Below are 14,302 nucleotides of genomic sequence, written 5' to 3' on the forward strand. Positions count from 1 at the left end.
CTAGCAAATTACTTTTTGCAAACATATGTCCTTATTCCTTCTCCAAATCCAGCAGCTTCATTTTGACTGGCAAGCCTCCGGCATAGCCAACCAAACTACCGTTTGCACCCGATACACGGTGGCATGGAAACAGGATAGGCAATGGATTTTTGTTATTGGCTTCGCCGACAGCACGTATCGCCTTGGCTCGTCCAATCGATTCTGCAATATCTTGATAGGACACACTTTGTCCGTACGGAATATTTTGCAGTGCGCGCCATACCTGCTCTTGAAAAGGAGTGCCTCTCAAATCATAGGCTATACTGAATTCCCGTCGTTCTCCCGCAAAATATTCACGCAGTTGTTCTGCAGCTTCGCGCAGCTTTTCCGGCTCCTGTACATAGACATATTCCCCGACCCATGTCCGGGCCCATTGCTGAAGCAGTGCTTCCTTCGCATAAAAAGAGCCATAGTCAATTCGGCATAGCCCTCGATCCGTAGCACACAGCGTCAGAGTGCCCACAGGCGTCTCCATTTCGTCATAATAAATCTTAGTTGGACCCTGTGAATCCTCCGTCTTTAATTCAGCAGAAGTTTGCTGCTCTGGCTGCTCTTGTTCCGCTAGCTTGGAATGCGCCTGCGCGATCATTTCGCGTACTTGCTCATGTTGTTCCTTCTCTGATGCTTGCTTGATCGCTGTCATAGCGTTTTCCCCTCCTATTCGACTCAAAGCCCACGCCGCCGTGCCTCGCAGCTCGGGACGCGGATCATCCAATAAAACCTCCGTCAATTTGGGCACCGCGCTAACATCTTTGAAATTGCCAAGACCAATGACTGCATTGCGTTGAATCGGCTTCTTCCCCCGCCAAGCCGCCGCACTTTGACCAAACCGGTCTTTGAATTCACGATTGCTCAAATCCAGTAACGGTAACAGCAACGGCTTCACAATTTCAGGATCGGGTGTAAGCTCGGGATGATGATCCCAGTTAAGGCCTCGATTTTTGGGACATACGATTTGGCACGTATCACATCCATACAGCCGATTCCCTATTTTCAGCATAAACTCCTCGTCCAAAAAGCCCTTGGTTTGCGTCAAAAAGGACACACACCGCTGGGCATTCAGCTGTCCCGGACCTACAAGCGCACCGGTAGGACATGCATCCAAACATTTGGTGCACTCTCCGCAACCATCCGTAACCGGTTCATCGGGCTGGAAGGGAATGTTCGTCAACAGCTCCCCGAGATAAATCCATGACCCCAGTGTCGGTGATATCATCATCGTATTTTTGCCGCTAAAGCCAATCCCTGCGCGTTCCGCAACGGCTCGGTCCGACAATTCTCCGGTATCCACCATGTTTTTCAACAGTGCATCAGGTACCCGCTCACTTATAAAAGCCTCCAGCTTTTCCATCGCTTCCCGCAGTACCAGATGATAATCTTTGCCCCAGGCTGAACGCGCCATAATACCACGGTATTTGCCCTTGTCCGACTTCGGCGGGTCCTTCATTTTCGAAGGATACGCCACCGCAATGGCAATCAGGGATGCGGGCTGCGAGCCATACAGCTCTGGATAGATACGCTTATCAATATCGGGCTCCTCAAAGCCGGATTCATAGCCTTTAGCACGGTGCTCTTCCAATATAGCTTTCAGAGACAGAAAGGGATCGGCGGATGCGAACCCGATGGAATCAATCCCCAGCCCTGGAGCTGCCTCAATAATTTCCTGCTTGAGCGAAGCCCAAGTCGAAGCCGTTCCGGTCGCCGTCCGAGTTAGTTCGCGTTGCATCCGATACTCACCTCTCTTTCACAATTCTTCGTGACAATAGGAGAATGATGTATCATTCTCCTATCTCAAATTTCAACAGAAAATAGCAGCAGATGCTACCGTAAATTTTTAACAGCACTCGTCGCCAGAAAATCACAGCGATTATTCAGTTCGTTGTCACTGTGGCCCTTCACCTTCACATATTCAACCTCATGCTTACCCATTAGTGCCCATAGTTCTTCCCAAAGTTCCTTGTTCTCCACCGGCTGATTTTTACTGTTGCGCCAGCCATTACGGAGCCAATTCTTAATCCAGCCTTGTTTGAAGCAATTGACGACATAGGCAGAGTCACTGTGTACTTTTACACGGCACGGCTCCTTGAGCAGCTTCAGCGCTTCAATCACCGACTTGATCTCCATGCGGTTGTTTGTCGTCATCTTTTCGGCACCCGACAGCTCCTTACGATGCTCTCCATACAGCAAAACAATCCCCCAGCCCCCTGGGCCCGGGTTCCCCGAACAAGCACCGTCGGTATAAACCATCACTTCTTTCATCGTCCTCTTCCTTTCCTGATTGGGAATCGCTGATCCGTTGTAGCTCTGATCGGGTCGCACGTATTCCGCATTGCTTTCAGACTCATAACTGCTCTATAGCCACTTCCACTCCGAGATCGGCCAAAATATAAACTCTGCACGTCCCAGTAAATCTTCAGACTTAACGCTGCCAAAGTACCGGCTATCCTTGCTTGCAGCCGTATGGCGATTATCTCCCATGACAAAGAAGTGTTCTGGCTCCACCGTAAAAGGACCGTAATCACCATCCTCCACGTCCGAGTTGGTGTACGGTTCATTTAGCAGCTCACCGTTTACATATAAATGATTATGCTCAATCCGAATGACATCTCCGGGAATACCTATGACTCTTTTCACTAAAAATCTTGGGCTGGACAGTTTGGAATCGGGATCTTTTAAAATCACAATGTCCCCTCTTCCCGGATCATGAAAATTATAAACCAGCTTGTTAACGAACAAATGCTGGCTTTCCATTAGCGTCGGCTGCATCGAATGTCCTCTGACCGTAGACAAGTTAAATACAAACAGGTTCAGAAGCAGCAAGACAACCATCGCGATCAGCAGAGTGACTAACCAATCGCGTATGTAACCAGAGCGACCTGCCTGTTTGGACGTTTCCGGTGAAGGAAGCGGGTCTGACGAAGGAGCCAAAGCGTCCATAATTAACCTCCTCAACCCTGTTATAAATAGAAAAGCATATCCCGTACCCGATTGCAACGGTTACTCAGATATGCTCTAAATGTAAATATTATACTTCGTTTCTGTATATCGAATACCGATTAATGAGGTGCCAAAATACTCAGCTTCTGAAACGCCTGTAAAATCTGGCTTGCTCCGTAGCCCATAGCTTCGTACAACGGCATGGCCGCACTGTTATGCTTGTCCCCTGCTACCCAAATACGGCTAACCTTACGTTGCTGAAAACGCTGCTCCATGGACTCCACAAGCGATTTCCCGATTCCCATCCGACGATGATCCGGGTGAATAGCAATACGATAATAACAACCATGATTCTGATCAATCGTGCCAATCAGGGCACCAACAATTTCTCCCTCTTCTTCGGCAACGACGATCAAACCGGAATCCCACGAAAGCTGACGGGCAAAAGCACCCACCGTCTCTTTGTAGCACTCCTCTGACAAGGCAATTTGCATGAGTTCCGTTACTGAATTCACATCACTTAATTGAAAGGAACGAACGTGCATAAGTAATATCTCCCTTTTCGTAAGCATAATAAAAAAATTGAGACAGCACCGTCATTTTTACATAAATCCATAAAGCGCTTATCATGGTGTTAATCACAAGGCATTATGATAAAAATGCATACGATCTGCTATATATGAAATGAAGAACAGGAAAAGGGTGTGTGCCCTCAAGTTCGTCATGTCATAGACATGACAGCTTATAGCAGACGACAAAAAAGCCCAAAATTCTGCTTCCTTGACCATTAAACCATACTTTTTGACGGAATACATCCTTTTTTCTCATGTAAGCGCTGTATATAAAGCGTTTACATTTTTGAGGGGCAAATTTACCTCTTATTACCTATGTATTACGTATTCCAATCGGGTTTTTGGACATGCTAGCTACCAGGCCCTATTGCTCAGTTTGGTATTTTACAAACAAAAATGTTGAAAAAATAGGCCGAATGCGGTTTAATATAACTATCGAGGGTATTATTACATAGGAACACTTACCCAACCATATAACCAGGAGGGATTTTATTATGGCATTTCAATTACCAGAACTTCCTTATGCAAAAGACGCACTGGAACCACACTTTGATGCACTGACAATGGAAATTCACCATGATCGTCACCATAACACATATGTTACGAACTTAAATGCAGCTCTGGAGAGCGCTCCTGAACTGCAAAGCAAAAGCCTGGAGGATCTGATCTCCAATCTGGACAGCGTTCCTGAAAGCATCCGCACTGCGGTTCGCAATAACGGTGGTGGACACCACAACCACAGCCTGTTCTGGGAAGTTATCGCTCCTAACGGCGGTGGACAGCCAACAGGTGCAATTGCTGAAGCCATCAACAACGAACTGGGCGGCTATGACAAATTTAAAGAAGACTTCACTAAAGCAGCTACAACTCGTTTTGGTAGCGGCTGGGCTTGGCTGGTTGTCGGCAAAGACGGCAAATTGGCGATCACTAGCACTCCGAACCAAGATAGCCCGCTGTTCGAAGGTCTGACTCCAGTGCTTGGACTGGACGTTTGGGAGCATGCTTACTACCTGAAATATCAAAACAAACGCCCAGACTACATTGCAGCTTTCTACAATGTAATCAACTGGGATGAAGTTAACAAACGTTATGCGGCTGCAAAGAAATAAGCCAGTAACAACATTCTTATCCTAAATCATGAAGGGCTGTCTCTAAAGTAGATTTTCTACGAATGAGACAGCCCTTTTGGCATTCTGTGGTAAACTGGTGGAAATCATTCTTTATTACAGTCCCAGGAGGGTAATGGATGCAGACTTTTTTTCGTTATAACTGGATGGTTCGAGAACAATGGTACCGCTGGTGTGAAGAGGTGCCGCAGGAGGAACTGCTGAAAGAACGCATCGGCGGGGCTGGCGGCATTCTAAAAACGCTCTTTCATATCGTTGATGTAGAATGGAGCTGGGTTCAAATCATTCAAGGCAAACCTGATTTCCAGGAGGACTTCTCTCAGCATAATACGCTGGATAAAGTCCGCGAGCTGGACTCGAAGTTTCGACTTGATGTGGAGCCGTTCGTCCTCGCCTGGCATGAAGGTCTGGAACGAAAAAGGTTTGAAGATCACCGCCCGGACGGCAGAATTGCGATTGATGCCTGGGGCGAGGTAATGCGCCATGTCATTGCCCATCAGATTCATCATATCGGGCAGTTATCCGTATGGTCGCGCGAGCTCGGCAAGCCTCCGGTATCAGCCAATGTAATCGGCAAAGGGCTGATTGAGAGCGATCCCTCCCTATAAGTACGATACCCCCAAATAAAAAGGAGTAGAAAAGAGCCTGCAAGCTCTTTCTACTCCTTTTTATTCATAAACTTCGATTCATTCCTTAAGATATTACTTTTGACCTCTTGCTCTTGATCATACCGTAAGCCAATGTAAATAATGCTCCGCATAACAGGGCAATCAGATGAGCAACAAGATAATTGATATGACCGTGGTTATCTGATGCTGCAATTGCAAAGCCAGGAAGAGCCGTGGTTCCGAATCCTATGGCTGTCAGCTTGCTTAAATATACATATGCCCCTGCAACCATTCCTCCAAGGCAACCAGCAATTAAAGGGAATTTATACTTTAAAGTGACCCCGAAGATGGCTGGTTCCGAGATTCCAAAAAGTACAGACCCGAATGCAGAGTAACCCAGTTCTTTGACCTTGGTGTCTTTGCGATTCAAAAGAACATACCCCAAAACGGCGCCCCCTTGAGCCATCAAAGCTACCGATGCCAACGGATTAATAAAATTTCTGCCTGTGTCAGTTAACAGCTGCGCTTCTACCGCGCCCATAACATGGTGCAAACCCGTAATAACGATGATCTGCTGAATACCTGCAAAAAACATAAAGCCGAATATCCCTAGGTTTTGCGTCATCCAGAGCAACGAAACAGTCACCAGACTGGCCAACTCTCTCCCAAGAGGACCGATAATGGTAAACAGAAGCAGGGAAGAAACAAAGACCGTCAGCAAAGGGGCCAAAAATAGTTTAATCATGTCTGGAACCTTTTTGTTAAAAAACTGATCCAACTTGGCTACCACATATCCCATCATTAGAGCAATAATAATACCGCCCTGAAAGCCAACCAACTGTACGGGAAGCCCGAAAAGACTGATCGATTCCGGATTTTGGCTTCCTTTAGCTACCTCAAAAGCATCCGCCAAGGCCGGATGAAGCATAATCGCACCTAGCACAAGCCCTAGAATTGGACGACCACCGTATCTCTTGGTTGCAGAATACACAACAAGCAGCGGGAGGATGGTGAAAATCCCTGTGGAAACGATCTGAACAAAGCGATTGATCCCTTGGAAAATTGGATACATCTCCACAATCGATTTAGGGCCGAATAGCCCCTTTTGTCCTAGAAGACCGGTTATCCCCATTAACAATGCGGCGGCAAGAATTCCAGGCATGATCTCAATGAAGACATCTGACAGCGATTTAATCGCTTTCTGAAAAGGATTTTGCTTTTGTGCGGACTTCGATTTGACATCACTTAATGACATATCTTCCGTTCCAGTCAGTTTGGAGAACACAGCATAGATATTATTGACCAACCCTGCTCCAAAAATGATCTGCAGTTGATCCCCTGCTATGAAAACACCTTTAACCAGATCAATATCTTCAATCTTCTTTAATTCCGCTTTTTCATTGTCCTCAAGGACAATTCTTAGTCTTGTGGCACAATGGGCCACACCGATAATGTTCTCTTCACCACCGATATATTTTAAAATTTCTTGAGATATTTGCTTATAATGCTTTTCTTTTGCTTCCATCTAGTAAAACCTCCTCTAGCTGAATCAGATGTCCTCTTTAACAAATCTCCAGAACATGCCTAAAAAGTCCTGCTTCACCCTGGCAAGCGTTATGCCAACATGCATTAATTCATCACCACCGAACAGCTCACCCGTTTCTATATTTCTGTAAACGTAGTCTGGATTCAGACCTTTGAATTTTAACGTTTTAATCGCAGCAGCCGGTTGGGATAAAACCTTGAAATAGCTGGCCGCCATTTCCGTTTGATCCTCTGACACAAAGCTCCATGCGGCTTCATTTTCATCAAATGGATTAATAATTCTGTAAAACTTTCCAAACTGAATGATCGATCTCATTTCTTTATACAGAGCTATCTGTTGTTTTACCACTTCTTTTTCTTCAACGGTTAATGCCGTCAGATCCAGCTCATATCCTAAATTCCCGGCCATGGCGACATAACCTCTGGTCTCCAATGGAGTTATTCTGCCCACTTGATGGTTAGGTACCGTGGAGACGTGTGCGCCCATCGTAATCGGAGGGTAGACAAGACTTGTTCCCCATTGAATTTTCAGTCGGCAAATGGCATCCGTATTATCACTTGTCCAGGTCTGAGGCATGTAATAGAGCATACCGGCATCAAAACGGCCTCCTCCACTAGAGCAGCTCTCGAATAAGACATGAGGAAACCTCGATGTAAGCTCTTCCATAACACTGTAGAGCCCCAGAATATAACGATGCGCCGTCTCCCTTTGTCTTTCAGGTGGTAAAGCGGCCGAACCCACATCTGTCATGTGACGATTCATGTCCCATTTCACATAAGTAATTGGAACATCCGATAAAATGTCGGAAACCGACTTAACGATGTACTCACACACTTCCTTCCTCGATAGATCCAACATAAGCTGATTTCTGCCCAACGTATACGGACGATCAGGGACATGGATACACCAATCGGGATGCTTTCTGTATAAATCGCTGTCTATGGATACCATTTCAGGTTCAAACCACAAGCCAAACTCCATACCCAGATTTCGAATGCGGTTGGCAAGATCCGGCAAGCCATCTGGAAGTTTGCGACGATCCACCACCCAATCGCCTAATGAAGTATTGTCATCATCACGCTTTCCAAACCATCCATCATCCAATACAAACAGCTCCACTCCTACACTTTGAGCTTCCTTCGCCAACTGCTCAATCTTGTCGGCATCAAAGTCAAAATAGGTGGCTTCCCAGTTATTAATCAGGATCGGCCGCTCCTTGTCACGAAATGGTCCACGACATAATCTGTTCCTGTATAAATCATGATAAATTCTCGACATACCACCCAAGCCATTTTCGGTGTATACCATGACGACTTCTGGCGTTTGGAAGGATTCCTCTGGTTCAAGCAACCATGTAAAATCAAAAGGATTAATCCCCATCGTAACTCTAGTGTTCCGATAGGAATCAACCTGAGTCTGGGCCGTAAAGTTCCCGCTGTACACCAGATTAAAGGCGTACACTTCGCCCTGTTCTTCATCTGTCCCTTCCCTTACAAGTGCCATAAAGGGTGCTTGTTGAGGGCTGCTGGCTCCGCGGCAGCTGTCTACCATTTGAATCCCGGGTAAAATTTTTCGTCTTGCTATATTTTTTTCATTATTATGCGCACCGTACAAGGTAATGAGTTCGTACTCATCATCACGAAAATCCACACTAGCACTTAATGCTCTAAGCAACTTTAGCTGCTGCTGACCTTCATTATCGAAACGGACTGAACGGGTAATGACATCCCCTTTTTGATATAGGCTATAGGATAGTACAACCCTTACATCAATTAATGGGTCTTCAAGGATGATTTCCAGTGTTTCTACTTCGCCATCATCCTCCGCATACGTAGAAGGAAGCCCTTTCAATTTTGGTTTGCCTTGGTAAACCCGATGTTCTTTATACCGAAAATCTGTCACTGTAGAACCATTCTCCAATTGAAGCTGATACGCAGGAATCCTGAAGTCACTATTTCCAAATGACGGGTATTCCTGTGGGATGGTATCCAGTGAAAAGGCTCGATCCGCCCCATCGGGATTAGGTGAAAATCCTCTATCCATGAAGATGATTTTGTTGCTCCCCCGATAGGTCTGAATTCTCTTCCCCCAATACAGATGAGCTAAATAACCATCACGTATAACCTGCATGACATAACTCGTATTGCTGCCTTGTAAATGGAATAAAAGCTTCTCTTTATCAATGTATATAGCCATAGTAACCCCCTTGTAGCGCCAATAGTAATATTTTCAAAAAATATAAATTATGTTGTTTCCTTGTTTCTTACACCCTAATAATAATTGAATAGTTTTAATAATTATATGGAATAATGTAGACTCTATATGAAACGGTGTGATAATATGCAGAGATGAATTAAGAGGTGAAACCAAATGAGTTCGCATTTTTCCAATCATTCCTATAACAACCTGGATCTTAATTTATACACCTGTGGCAAAGAAAGCTGTACCAGCAAACACTCTTATGGTCCAGCCATTCGAAGCGGGTATATGGTGCATTTTATTTTAAAAGGAAAAGGGATCTTTAAAGTCAATGATAAAATCTATCATTTGGAGAAAAACGATGCTTTCTTTATTGAGCCGAAGGTTTTAATTTACTACGAAGCGGATGAAGTCGACCCGTGGGAATATGCCTGGATCGGTTTTAATGGGGTGCAAGCCAAAGAATATCTAAGCCGAACCTGTATCAATAGGGATAATCCCATTTTCCAGTTCGAAGCCGAGGGCAGCCTTGCCCGCTGTATGGAGAGCATCGTCGTTTCTTCTACGCTGAAATCCAACAAAGACCTGCTGCTTGCATCCAAGTTGTATGAATTTCTATATCTGATGTTTGAACTTTATCCTAATCAGGAAGTCAACAATGAGGTAAGACAGCAGCGGTATATTAAAGAAGCGCTTCTCTTTATTCAGCAAAACTATTCACATTTCATTACCGTAAGTGACATTGCCAAGTACATTTCAATTGACCGTTCATATTTGCACCGTTTATTTAAACAGCAACTCAATAAGTCACCGCAGGAATTTTTATTGCACTTGAGGATTGAAAAATCTTGCTCCCTATTAAAAAATACTTCCCTGAAAATCGGAGATATTGCTCGATCAGTAGGGTATAAAGATGTACTCCTATTCTCCAAGATGTTCAAAACGGTCAACAAATTAACTCCATCCGAATACCGAAAACATCACCAAAAATAACACGCTTTGTTCGTAACTAATTTAGGCATTTTCATTCCAGAAACAAAAAAATAGCAGCAGCATGGAGTAACCTCAAGTCCATACTGCCGCTATTTTATTAACATCAGTTCTCTTTTTGCTTCGTATAATACTCGGTGATCAGATCAAGGAACACCTTGGGAAACGCCAAGGTGGACATATCTGCCTCGCTGATCCAACGGTACCCCGCCGGCAGCGCATTGTGCGCGTGCTCTGCGTGCTCTGCGTGCTCTGCCTGCTCAGCCAGTGCAATCAACGCACCTGGCTTCGCCGCGGTGCTGTAGCTGGCCCGCTGCTCGGCAGCCAGCGGCTGTTCGCCCGCCTTCCCGGCAGGGGCGGCGACCTCTTCACACTGGAACACACGCAGGTTCCAGTGAATGTGGCTGAACGTGTGCTCCGCCTCACGTACAAACCGCACCGGGCGCGCATGCACACCCTCTGCCAACAAATGAGCCGCCAGATGATCCATAGCTGGCTCATCCGGCACCGGGCCGTTGTAGCCCTCCGGCCCGGCAAGCTCATGCGGCAGCTCCCACATGCGGGCCAACAGGCCCTTGGCCGGGCGTTGCCGTACAAGCAGGCGACCTGCGTTCGCGCCGCTGCCCTCGATGAGGGCGACGGAACGCGGCTCCAGGCGCGGCGGCTTCGCTTTTGTTTTGACTGGCAGCGTCTCCTCGCGGCCTGCCAGCCTGCCCGAGCAATGCTCCATGACCGGACAGGTCAGGCAATGGGGCGACTTTGGCGTGCAGACTAGCGCTCCCAGCTCCATCAGCGCCTGATTAAAATCAGAGGCTCTCCCTTCGGGAATCAGCTCCCTGACCAGACTTTCCATATGCGACCGCGTGCTACCCTTCATAATATCCTCTTCAATGAGGAAATAACGTGACAGCACACGCATCACATTCCCGTCTACAGCAGGCTCTGGTCGATTAAAGGCAATGCTCATAATGGCCCCCGTCGTATATGGACCTACACCTTTCAGTGCCGCAACAGCCTGCGTATCATCCGGCACCTGCCCACCGTGAAGCTCAACTACCTGTTTCGCTGCCGTTTGCAAATTCCGGGCCCGTGAATAATACCCCAGCCCTTCCCATAGCTTGAGCACCTCCTCCTCGGGCGCTTCCGCCAGCGCTTCAATCGTCGGAAAACGTGAAATAAAGCGATTAAAATACGGAATGACCGTATCGACACGTGTCTGTTGAAGCATAATTTCCGAAATCCAGATATAAAAAGGATTGCGATGGCGGCGCCACGGCAAGTCGCGTTTGTTACGTGTATACCAATTCAACAGTTCAAAGCTAAAATAACGCTTTTGTTCCAATGTATTTGTAGTCATCCCATCACGTCTCCTTATATTCGACAATCACAAAAGCAGAGGCAATGTTAGGCTGATGTGTAATACTCAAGTGAATGCTGTAATTCGAGTCACCCGTATTCGGCAATCTCAGTCGATCCCACGCAGACGAAGACAAATAAACTACGGGCTTCCCCCCAGGTTCAGGTAAAATATCCATATCACTGAACCCGATGATTTGTCCAATTCCACAGCCGAAGGCTTTCGTTACCGCTTCCTTGGCGGCAAAGCGCCCTGCTACGAACTCCGCTAGCCTCCCCTTGCGTTCCACTGCAAGCTCGCGTTCTGCCGGGGTCAATACCCGATTCAAAAATGCATCTGCATATTTACCTGCCAAAATATGAGCCATACGGCTTATTTCCAGCACATCATGTCCAATTCCGTAGATCATTTGGGTATTCCCCGCCCTTTTTTTACTTTACTGGATCTATTGTAACAGTGCGTCCACACCCTGGCGAGTCGCAAAGGCGTAAAAGCGCCACCAAAATATGTTAAAATGAGAGAGGCAATCAGTGAATGCTTGAAATTCGCGGATATGCCGGTTTAAAAACTCCCGTAGAAAGGAAGGATAGGATGTCAGAAACAATTGTGGTTGAAGCAGGTACCGATGCAGGAACAGATGCGGTGATCCGTGCCTCCTGGTTTCCCGCTAAAAATACGGCCAAAAGCCTGCTCATCATCGCTCATGGCTACAAAGGATTTAAGGATTGGGGTATGTTCCCCTTTATAGCAGAAGCATTGAGTATGGATAACCATGTGGTAACCTTCAACTTTTCACATAATGGCATAGGTGAGGATCTGGAGAATTTTACCGAGCTGGAAAAGTTCGCACGCAACACCTATAGCCGCGAACAAGAAGATCTGGTACTATTGCTGTCCAATCTGAGAGCACGCCATGAATTCAGAGAATTGCCGTTGTTTCTGTTAGGACATAGCCGAGGTGCGGGAAGCTGCTTTGTATATGCTCTAGATCATCCCGGCGAGATTGCTGGCGTCATTTCATGGAATGGCGTAACAGATCTTGATCTGTTTACTTTACCGCAAAAAGAAGAAATGCGTGCCAAGGGACGCAGCTATGTGCAAAACGCCAGAACCGGGCAACAGCTTCCGCTGGATGCTGTCATTCTGGACGACCTGGAGCACAATCGCGAGCGTTTTGCCATTGTAGACAGACTTGCCAACAGCCAGCTCCCAGTTGTGCTTATCCAGGGAACCGAAGACTCCAAACGTCTACGGGAAGGCTCTGCCCAACTCACCTCCGTTCGTCCCGATATCGAGTGGGTACAAATTCAAGGCGGCAATCATACTTTTAACACGGTTCACCCATTCCAGGGAGGCAGTCTTCAACTGGATCAGGCGATTACCGAAACCCGCCGCTTCATTGACTGGATCACCAATTAGGCAATAGCCCCTTCAATACAAACGGCGATCCGCCGGGCGGATCGCCGTTTGTATTTAGTTCAGCATTTTACAATTCCAAAATGATTCATGCTTACACTCCTGGAATGCTTGTCCGCTTATGTGCTGTACGTGTAAAAAAGCTTTCCAGCTTTTCGCGGGCTGCGGGGTCAATTTCCTTGCCTTCCAGATAGTCGCTGTTTGCTTCGTAGGAGATCCCCAGTTCCTTTTCATCCGTCTGGCCTTCCCACAATCCTGCTGTAGGCGCTTTGTCCAAAATAGCCTGCGGAACTCCAAGATAGCTGGCTAACAAACGTACCTGACGTTTGTTGAGCGTACTGAGCGGTGTAATATCGACCGCACCATCACCCCATTTGGTATAAAAGCCTGTAATGGCTTCTGAAGCATGATCTGTACCCACGACGAGCAGGTTCAGTTCATTCGCGAGTGCGTACTGAACCACCATACGTGTTCTTGCCTTTACATTCCCTCTCACTTGCGGAGTGATGGAACGTTCCAGACCCATATCCTTTAATGCATGCTCCACTTCCACGGCAACCTCATCCACGGCTTCCTTAATGTTCGTTTCCCCAGCATATTTCAAATTGAACGCTTTAGCCACTGCGTAGCTATGATCGATATCTTCCTGTTGACCATATGGCTGGAATACACCTAGCGTTTTGTATTCTTGCCCTTGCTCCTGCGTCAACTCATCTGTAGCCTGCTTGCACAAGGCGGCAGCTACGGCACTGTCAATTCCGCCACTAATGGCGATCAACAGCCCTTTGCTTCCTGTTTTTGTTACGTACGACTTGAGGAAATCCACACGCTTGCGGACCTCCGCCTCTACGTTGATCGTAGGCTGTACTCCCAATTCAGCAATAATCTGTTCCTGCAAACTCATCAGATAAGCACCTCTTTTTTAGGAATTTCCTTCACAAGCCAACACGCAAAAGCCCCGGCAAGTTTCGCAGGCGAAAAATGCGGGGGCATAGCTTGAGCAGTCTTACCGGCAAAAACGGTCAAATGCACCGGTCAAATCAGCAGCAATCTGATCTGCCGAACGATCTTCGATCTGATGACGCTCGATGAAGTGAACCAGTTCGCCGTCTTTCAGCAGCGCGATCGAAGGGGAAGATGGCGGATACGGTGCGAAAAATTCGCGAGCCTTCGCCGTTGCTTCCTTATCCTGTCCCGCAAAAACCGTATACAGATGATCCGGCGTAATATCATGCTTCAGCGCTTCAGCTATACCCGGGCGGCATTGGCCTGCGGCACAACCGCATACCGAGTTAACAACCACCAGCACTGTACCTTTAGCATCAGGCAGCTTGGCCTCCACATCTTCAGAAGTACGCAATTCCTGAATCCCAAGATTCGTCAGTTCATCGCGCATAGGCTGAACTGAATCTCTCATATATTGATCGAAAGACATAGACATATTCTTTCACTCCTTTTCATTAAATCATGTATACTACGTTTCTAATTTCATCCTGTGCCGTAGTAAAGGC

The 14,302-nt window shown here is 46.8% G+C and carries 14 protein-coding genes; 4 read left to right on the top strand and 10 right to left on the bottom strand.

Annotation, left to right across the window (positions count from 1 at the left end):
• Positions 1 to 31 precede the first annotated feature (31 nt).
• From queG to G9G57_RS17770, 4 genes are all read right to left on the bottom strand, one after another.
• Entirely contained in the window at positions 32 to 1,765 is a 1,734-nt protein-coding gene (queG, locus tag G9G57_RS17755; protein WP_102999208.1) for a tRNA epoxyqueuosine(34) reductase QueG, read from the bottom strand.
• A 95-nt stretch (positions 1,766 to 1,860) separates the two neighbouring features.
• Positions 1,861 to 2,298: a ribonuclease HI gene (gene rnhA / locus G9G57_RS17760; protein WP_016819337.1), complete on the bottom strand. Its 438-nt coding sequence runs from the start codon at positions 2,296 to 2,298 to the stop codon at positions 1,861 to 1,863.
• Between the two features lie 93 nt (positions 2,299 to 2,391).
• The gene (gene lepB, locus G9G57_RS17765; RefSeq protein WP_016819338.1) at positions 2,392 to 2,976 is read right to left on the bottom strand and encodes a signal peptidase I; all 585 of its coding nucleotides are present in this window, start codon (positions 2,974 to 2,976) and stop codon (positions 2,392 to 2,394) included.
• A gap of 119 nt (positions 2,977 to 3,095) precedes the next feature.
• Positions 3,096 to 3,521, bottom strand: a complete 426-nt coding sequence (locus tag G9G57_RS17770; RefSeq protein WP_013369410.1) for a GNAT family N-acetyltransferase — start codon at positions 3,519 to 3,521, stop codon at positions 3,096 to 3,098.
• Positions 3,522 to 4,042: 521 nt separating this feature from the next.
• On the opposite strand from G9G57_RS17770, the gene G9G57_RS17775 reads away from it, so the two are divergent.
• Positions 4,043 to 4,657, top strand: coding sequence for a superoxide dismutase (locus G9G57_RS17775; RefSeq protein ID WP_016819339.1), 615 nt, complete (start codon positions 4,043 to 4,045; stop codon positions 4,655 to 4,657).
• Between the two features lie 137 nt (positions 4,658 to 4,794).
• Positions 4,795 to 5,283, top strand: coding sequence for a DinB family protein (locus tag G9G57_RS17780; protein ID WP_164965343.1), 489 nt, complete (start codon positions 4,795 to 4,797; stop codon positions 5,281 to 5,283).
• Positions 5,284 to 5,368: 85 nt separating this feature from the next.
• On the opposite strand, the gene G9G57_RS17785 is transcribed toward G9G57_RS17780, so the two are convergent.
• Together G9G57_RS17785 and G9G57_RS17790 are read right to left on the bottom strand one after the other, a co-directional pair.
• Positions 5,369 to 6,808, bottom strand: a complete 1,440-nt coding sequence (locus tag G9G57_RS17785; protein WP_016819341.1) for a PTS transporter subunit EIIC — start codon at positions 6,806 to 6,808, stop codon at positions 5,369 to 5,371.
• A gap of 24 nt (positions 6,809 to 6,832) precedes the next feature.
• The gene (locus G9G57_RS17790; protein ID WP_164965344.1) at positions 6,833 to 9,025 is read right to left on the bottom strand and encodes an alpha-galactosidase; all 2,193 of its coding nucleotides are present in this window, start codon (positions 9,023 to 9,025) and stop codon (positions 6,833 to 6,835) included.
• 174 nt (positions 9,026 to 9,199) lie between these two features.
• Between G9G57_RS17790 and G9G57_RS17795 the strand changes: the two genes are divergently transcribed.
• Entirely contained in the window at positions 9,200 to 10,021 is an 822-nt protein-coding gene (locus G9G57_RS17795) for an AraC family transcriptional regulator (protein WP_164965345.1), read from the top strand.
• A 103-nt stretch (positions 10,022 to 10,124) separates the two neighbouring features.
• Here G9G57_RS17795 and mutY read toward each other — a convergent pair whose 3' ends face one another.
• Together mutY and acpS are read right to left on the bottom strand one after the other, a co-directional pair.
• Positions 10,125 to 11,375, bottom strand: a complete 1,251-nt coding sequence (gene mutY / locus G9G57_RS17800; RefSeq protein ID WP_107734922.1) for an A/G-specific adenine glycosylase — start codon at positions 11,373 to 11,375, stop codon at positions 10,125 to 10,127.
• 4 nt (positions 11,376 to 11,379) lie between these two features.
• Entirely contained in the window at positions 11,380 to 11,784 is a 405-nt protein-coding gene (gene acpS, locus G9G57_RS17805) for a holo-ACP synthase (protein ID WP_016819345.1), read from the bottom strand.
• Between the two features lie 182 nt (positions 11,785 to 11,966).
• Between acpS and G9G57_RS17810 the strand changes: the two genes are divergently transcribed.
• Positions 11,967 to 12,794, top strand: a complete 828-nt coding sequence (locus tag G9G57_RS17810; protein WP_016819346.1) for an alpha/beta hydrolase family protein — start codon at positions 11,967 to 11,969, stop codon at positions 12,792 to 12,794.
• Positions 12,795 to 12,885: 91 nt separating this feature from the next.
• Here the strand turns inward: G9G57_RS17810 and nadE are convergent, their stop codons facing one another.
• Positions 12,886 to 13,695, bottom strand: a complete 810-nt coding sequence (gene nadE, locus G9G57_RS17815) for an ammonia-dependent NAD(+) synthetase (protein ID WP_016819347.1) — start codon at positions 13,693 to 13,695, stop codon at positions 12,886 to 12,888.
• Positions 13,696 to 13,797: 102 nt separating this feature from the next.
• On the bottom strand, positions 13,798 to 14,232 hold the full coding sequence (locus G9G57_RS17820; RefSeq protein ID WP_016819348.1) for a BrxA/BrxB family bacilliredoxin: 435 nt from the start codon (positions 14,230 to 14,232) through the stop codon (positions 13,798 to 13,800).
• Positions 14,233 to 14,302 lie beyond the last annotated feature (70 nt).

It is taken from the genome of Paenibacillus sp. EKM211P (assembly GCF_011066175.1).
GTDB lineage: Bacteria > Bacillota > Bacilli > Paenibacillales > Paenibacillaceae > Paenibacillus > Paenibacillus polymyxa.

Excerpts from the sequence above, each read along its gene's own strand:
- queG (WP_102999208.1), bottom strand. The coding sequence starts at position 1,765 with ATGCAACGCGAACTAACTCGGACGGCGACCGGAACGGCTTCGACTTGG.
- rnhA (WP_016819337.1), bottom strand. The coding sequence starts at position 2,298 with ATGAAAGAAGTGATGGTTTATACCGACGGTGCTTGTTCGGGGAACCCG.
- lepB (WP_016819338.1), bottom strand. The coding sequence starts at position 2,976 with ATGGACGCTTTGGCTCCTTCGTCAGACCCGCTTCCTTCACCGGAAACG.
- G9G57_RS17770 (WP_013369410.1), bottom strand. The coding sequence starts at position 3,521 with ATGCACGTTCGTTCCTTTCAATTAAGTGATGTGAATTCAGTAACGGAA.
- G9G57_RS17775 (WP_016819339.1), top strand. The coding sequence starts at position 4,043 with ATGGCATTTCAATTACCAGAACTTCCTTATGCAAAAGACGCACTGGAA.
- G9G57_RS17780 (WP_164965343.1), top strand. The coding sequence starts at position 4,795 with ATGCAGACTTTTTTTCGTTATAACTGGATGGTTCGAGAACAATGGTAC.
- G9G57_RS17785 (WP_016819341.1), bottom strand. The coding sequence starts at position 6,808 with ATGGAAGCAAAAGAAAAGCATTATAAGCAAATATCTCAAGAAATTTTA.
- G9G57_RS17790 (WP_164965344.1), bottom strand. The coding sequence starts at position 9,025 with ATGGCTATATACATTGATAAAGAGAAGCTTTTATTCCATTTACAAGGC.
- G9G57_RS17795 (WP_164965345.1), top strand. The coding sequence starts at position 9,200 with ATGAGTTCGCATTTTTCCAATCATTCCTATAACAACCTGGATCTTAAT.
- mutY (WP_107734922.1), bottom strand. The coding sequence starts at position 11,375 with ATGACTACAAATACATTGGAACAAAAGCGTTATTTTAGCTTTGAACTG.
- acpS (WP_016819345.1), bottom strand. The coding sequence starts at position 11,784 with ATGATCTACGGAATTGGACATGATGTGCTGGAAATAAGCCGTATGGCT.
- G9G57_RS17810 (WP_016819346.1), top strand. The coding sequence starts at position 11,967 with ATGTCAGAAACAATTGTGGTTGAAGCAGGTACCGATGCAGGAACAGAT.
- nadE (WP_016819347.1), bottom strand. The coding sequence starts at position 13,695 with ATGAGTTTGCAGGAACAGATTATTGCTGAATTGGGAGTACAGCCTACG.
- G9G57_RS17820 (WP_016819348.1), bottom strand. The coding sequence starts at position 14,232 with ATGTCTATGTCTTTCGATCAATATATGAGAGATTCAGTTCAGCCTATG.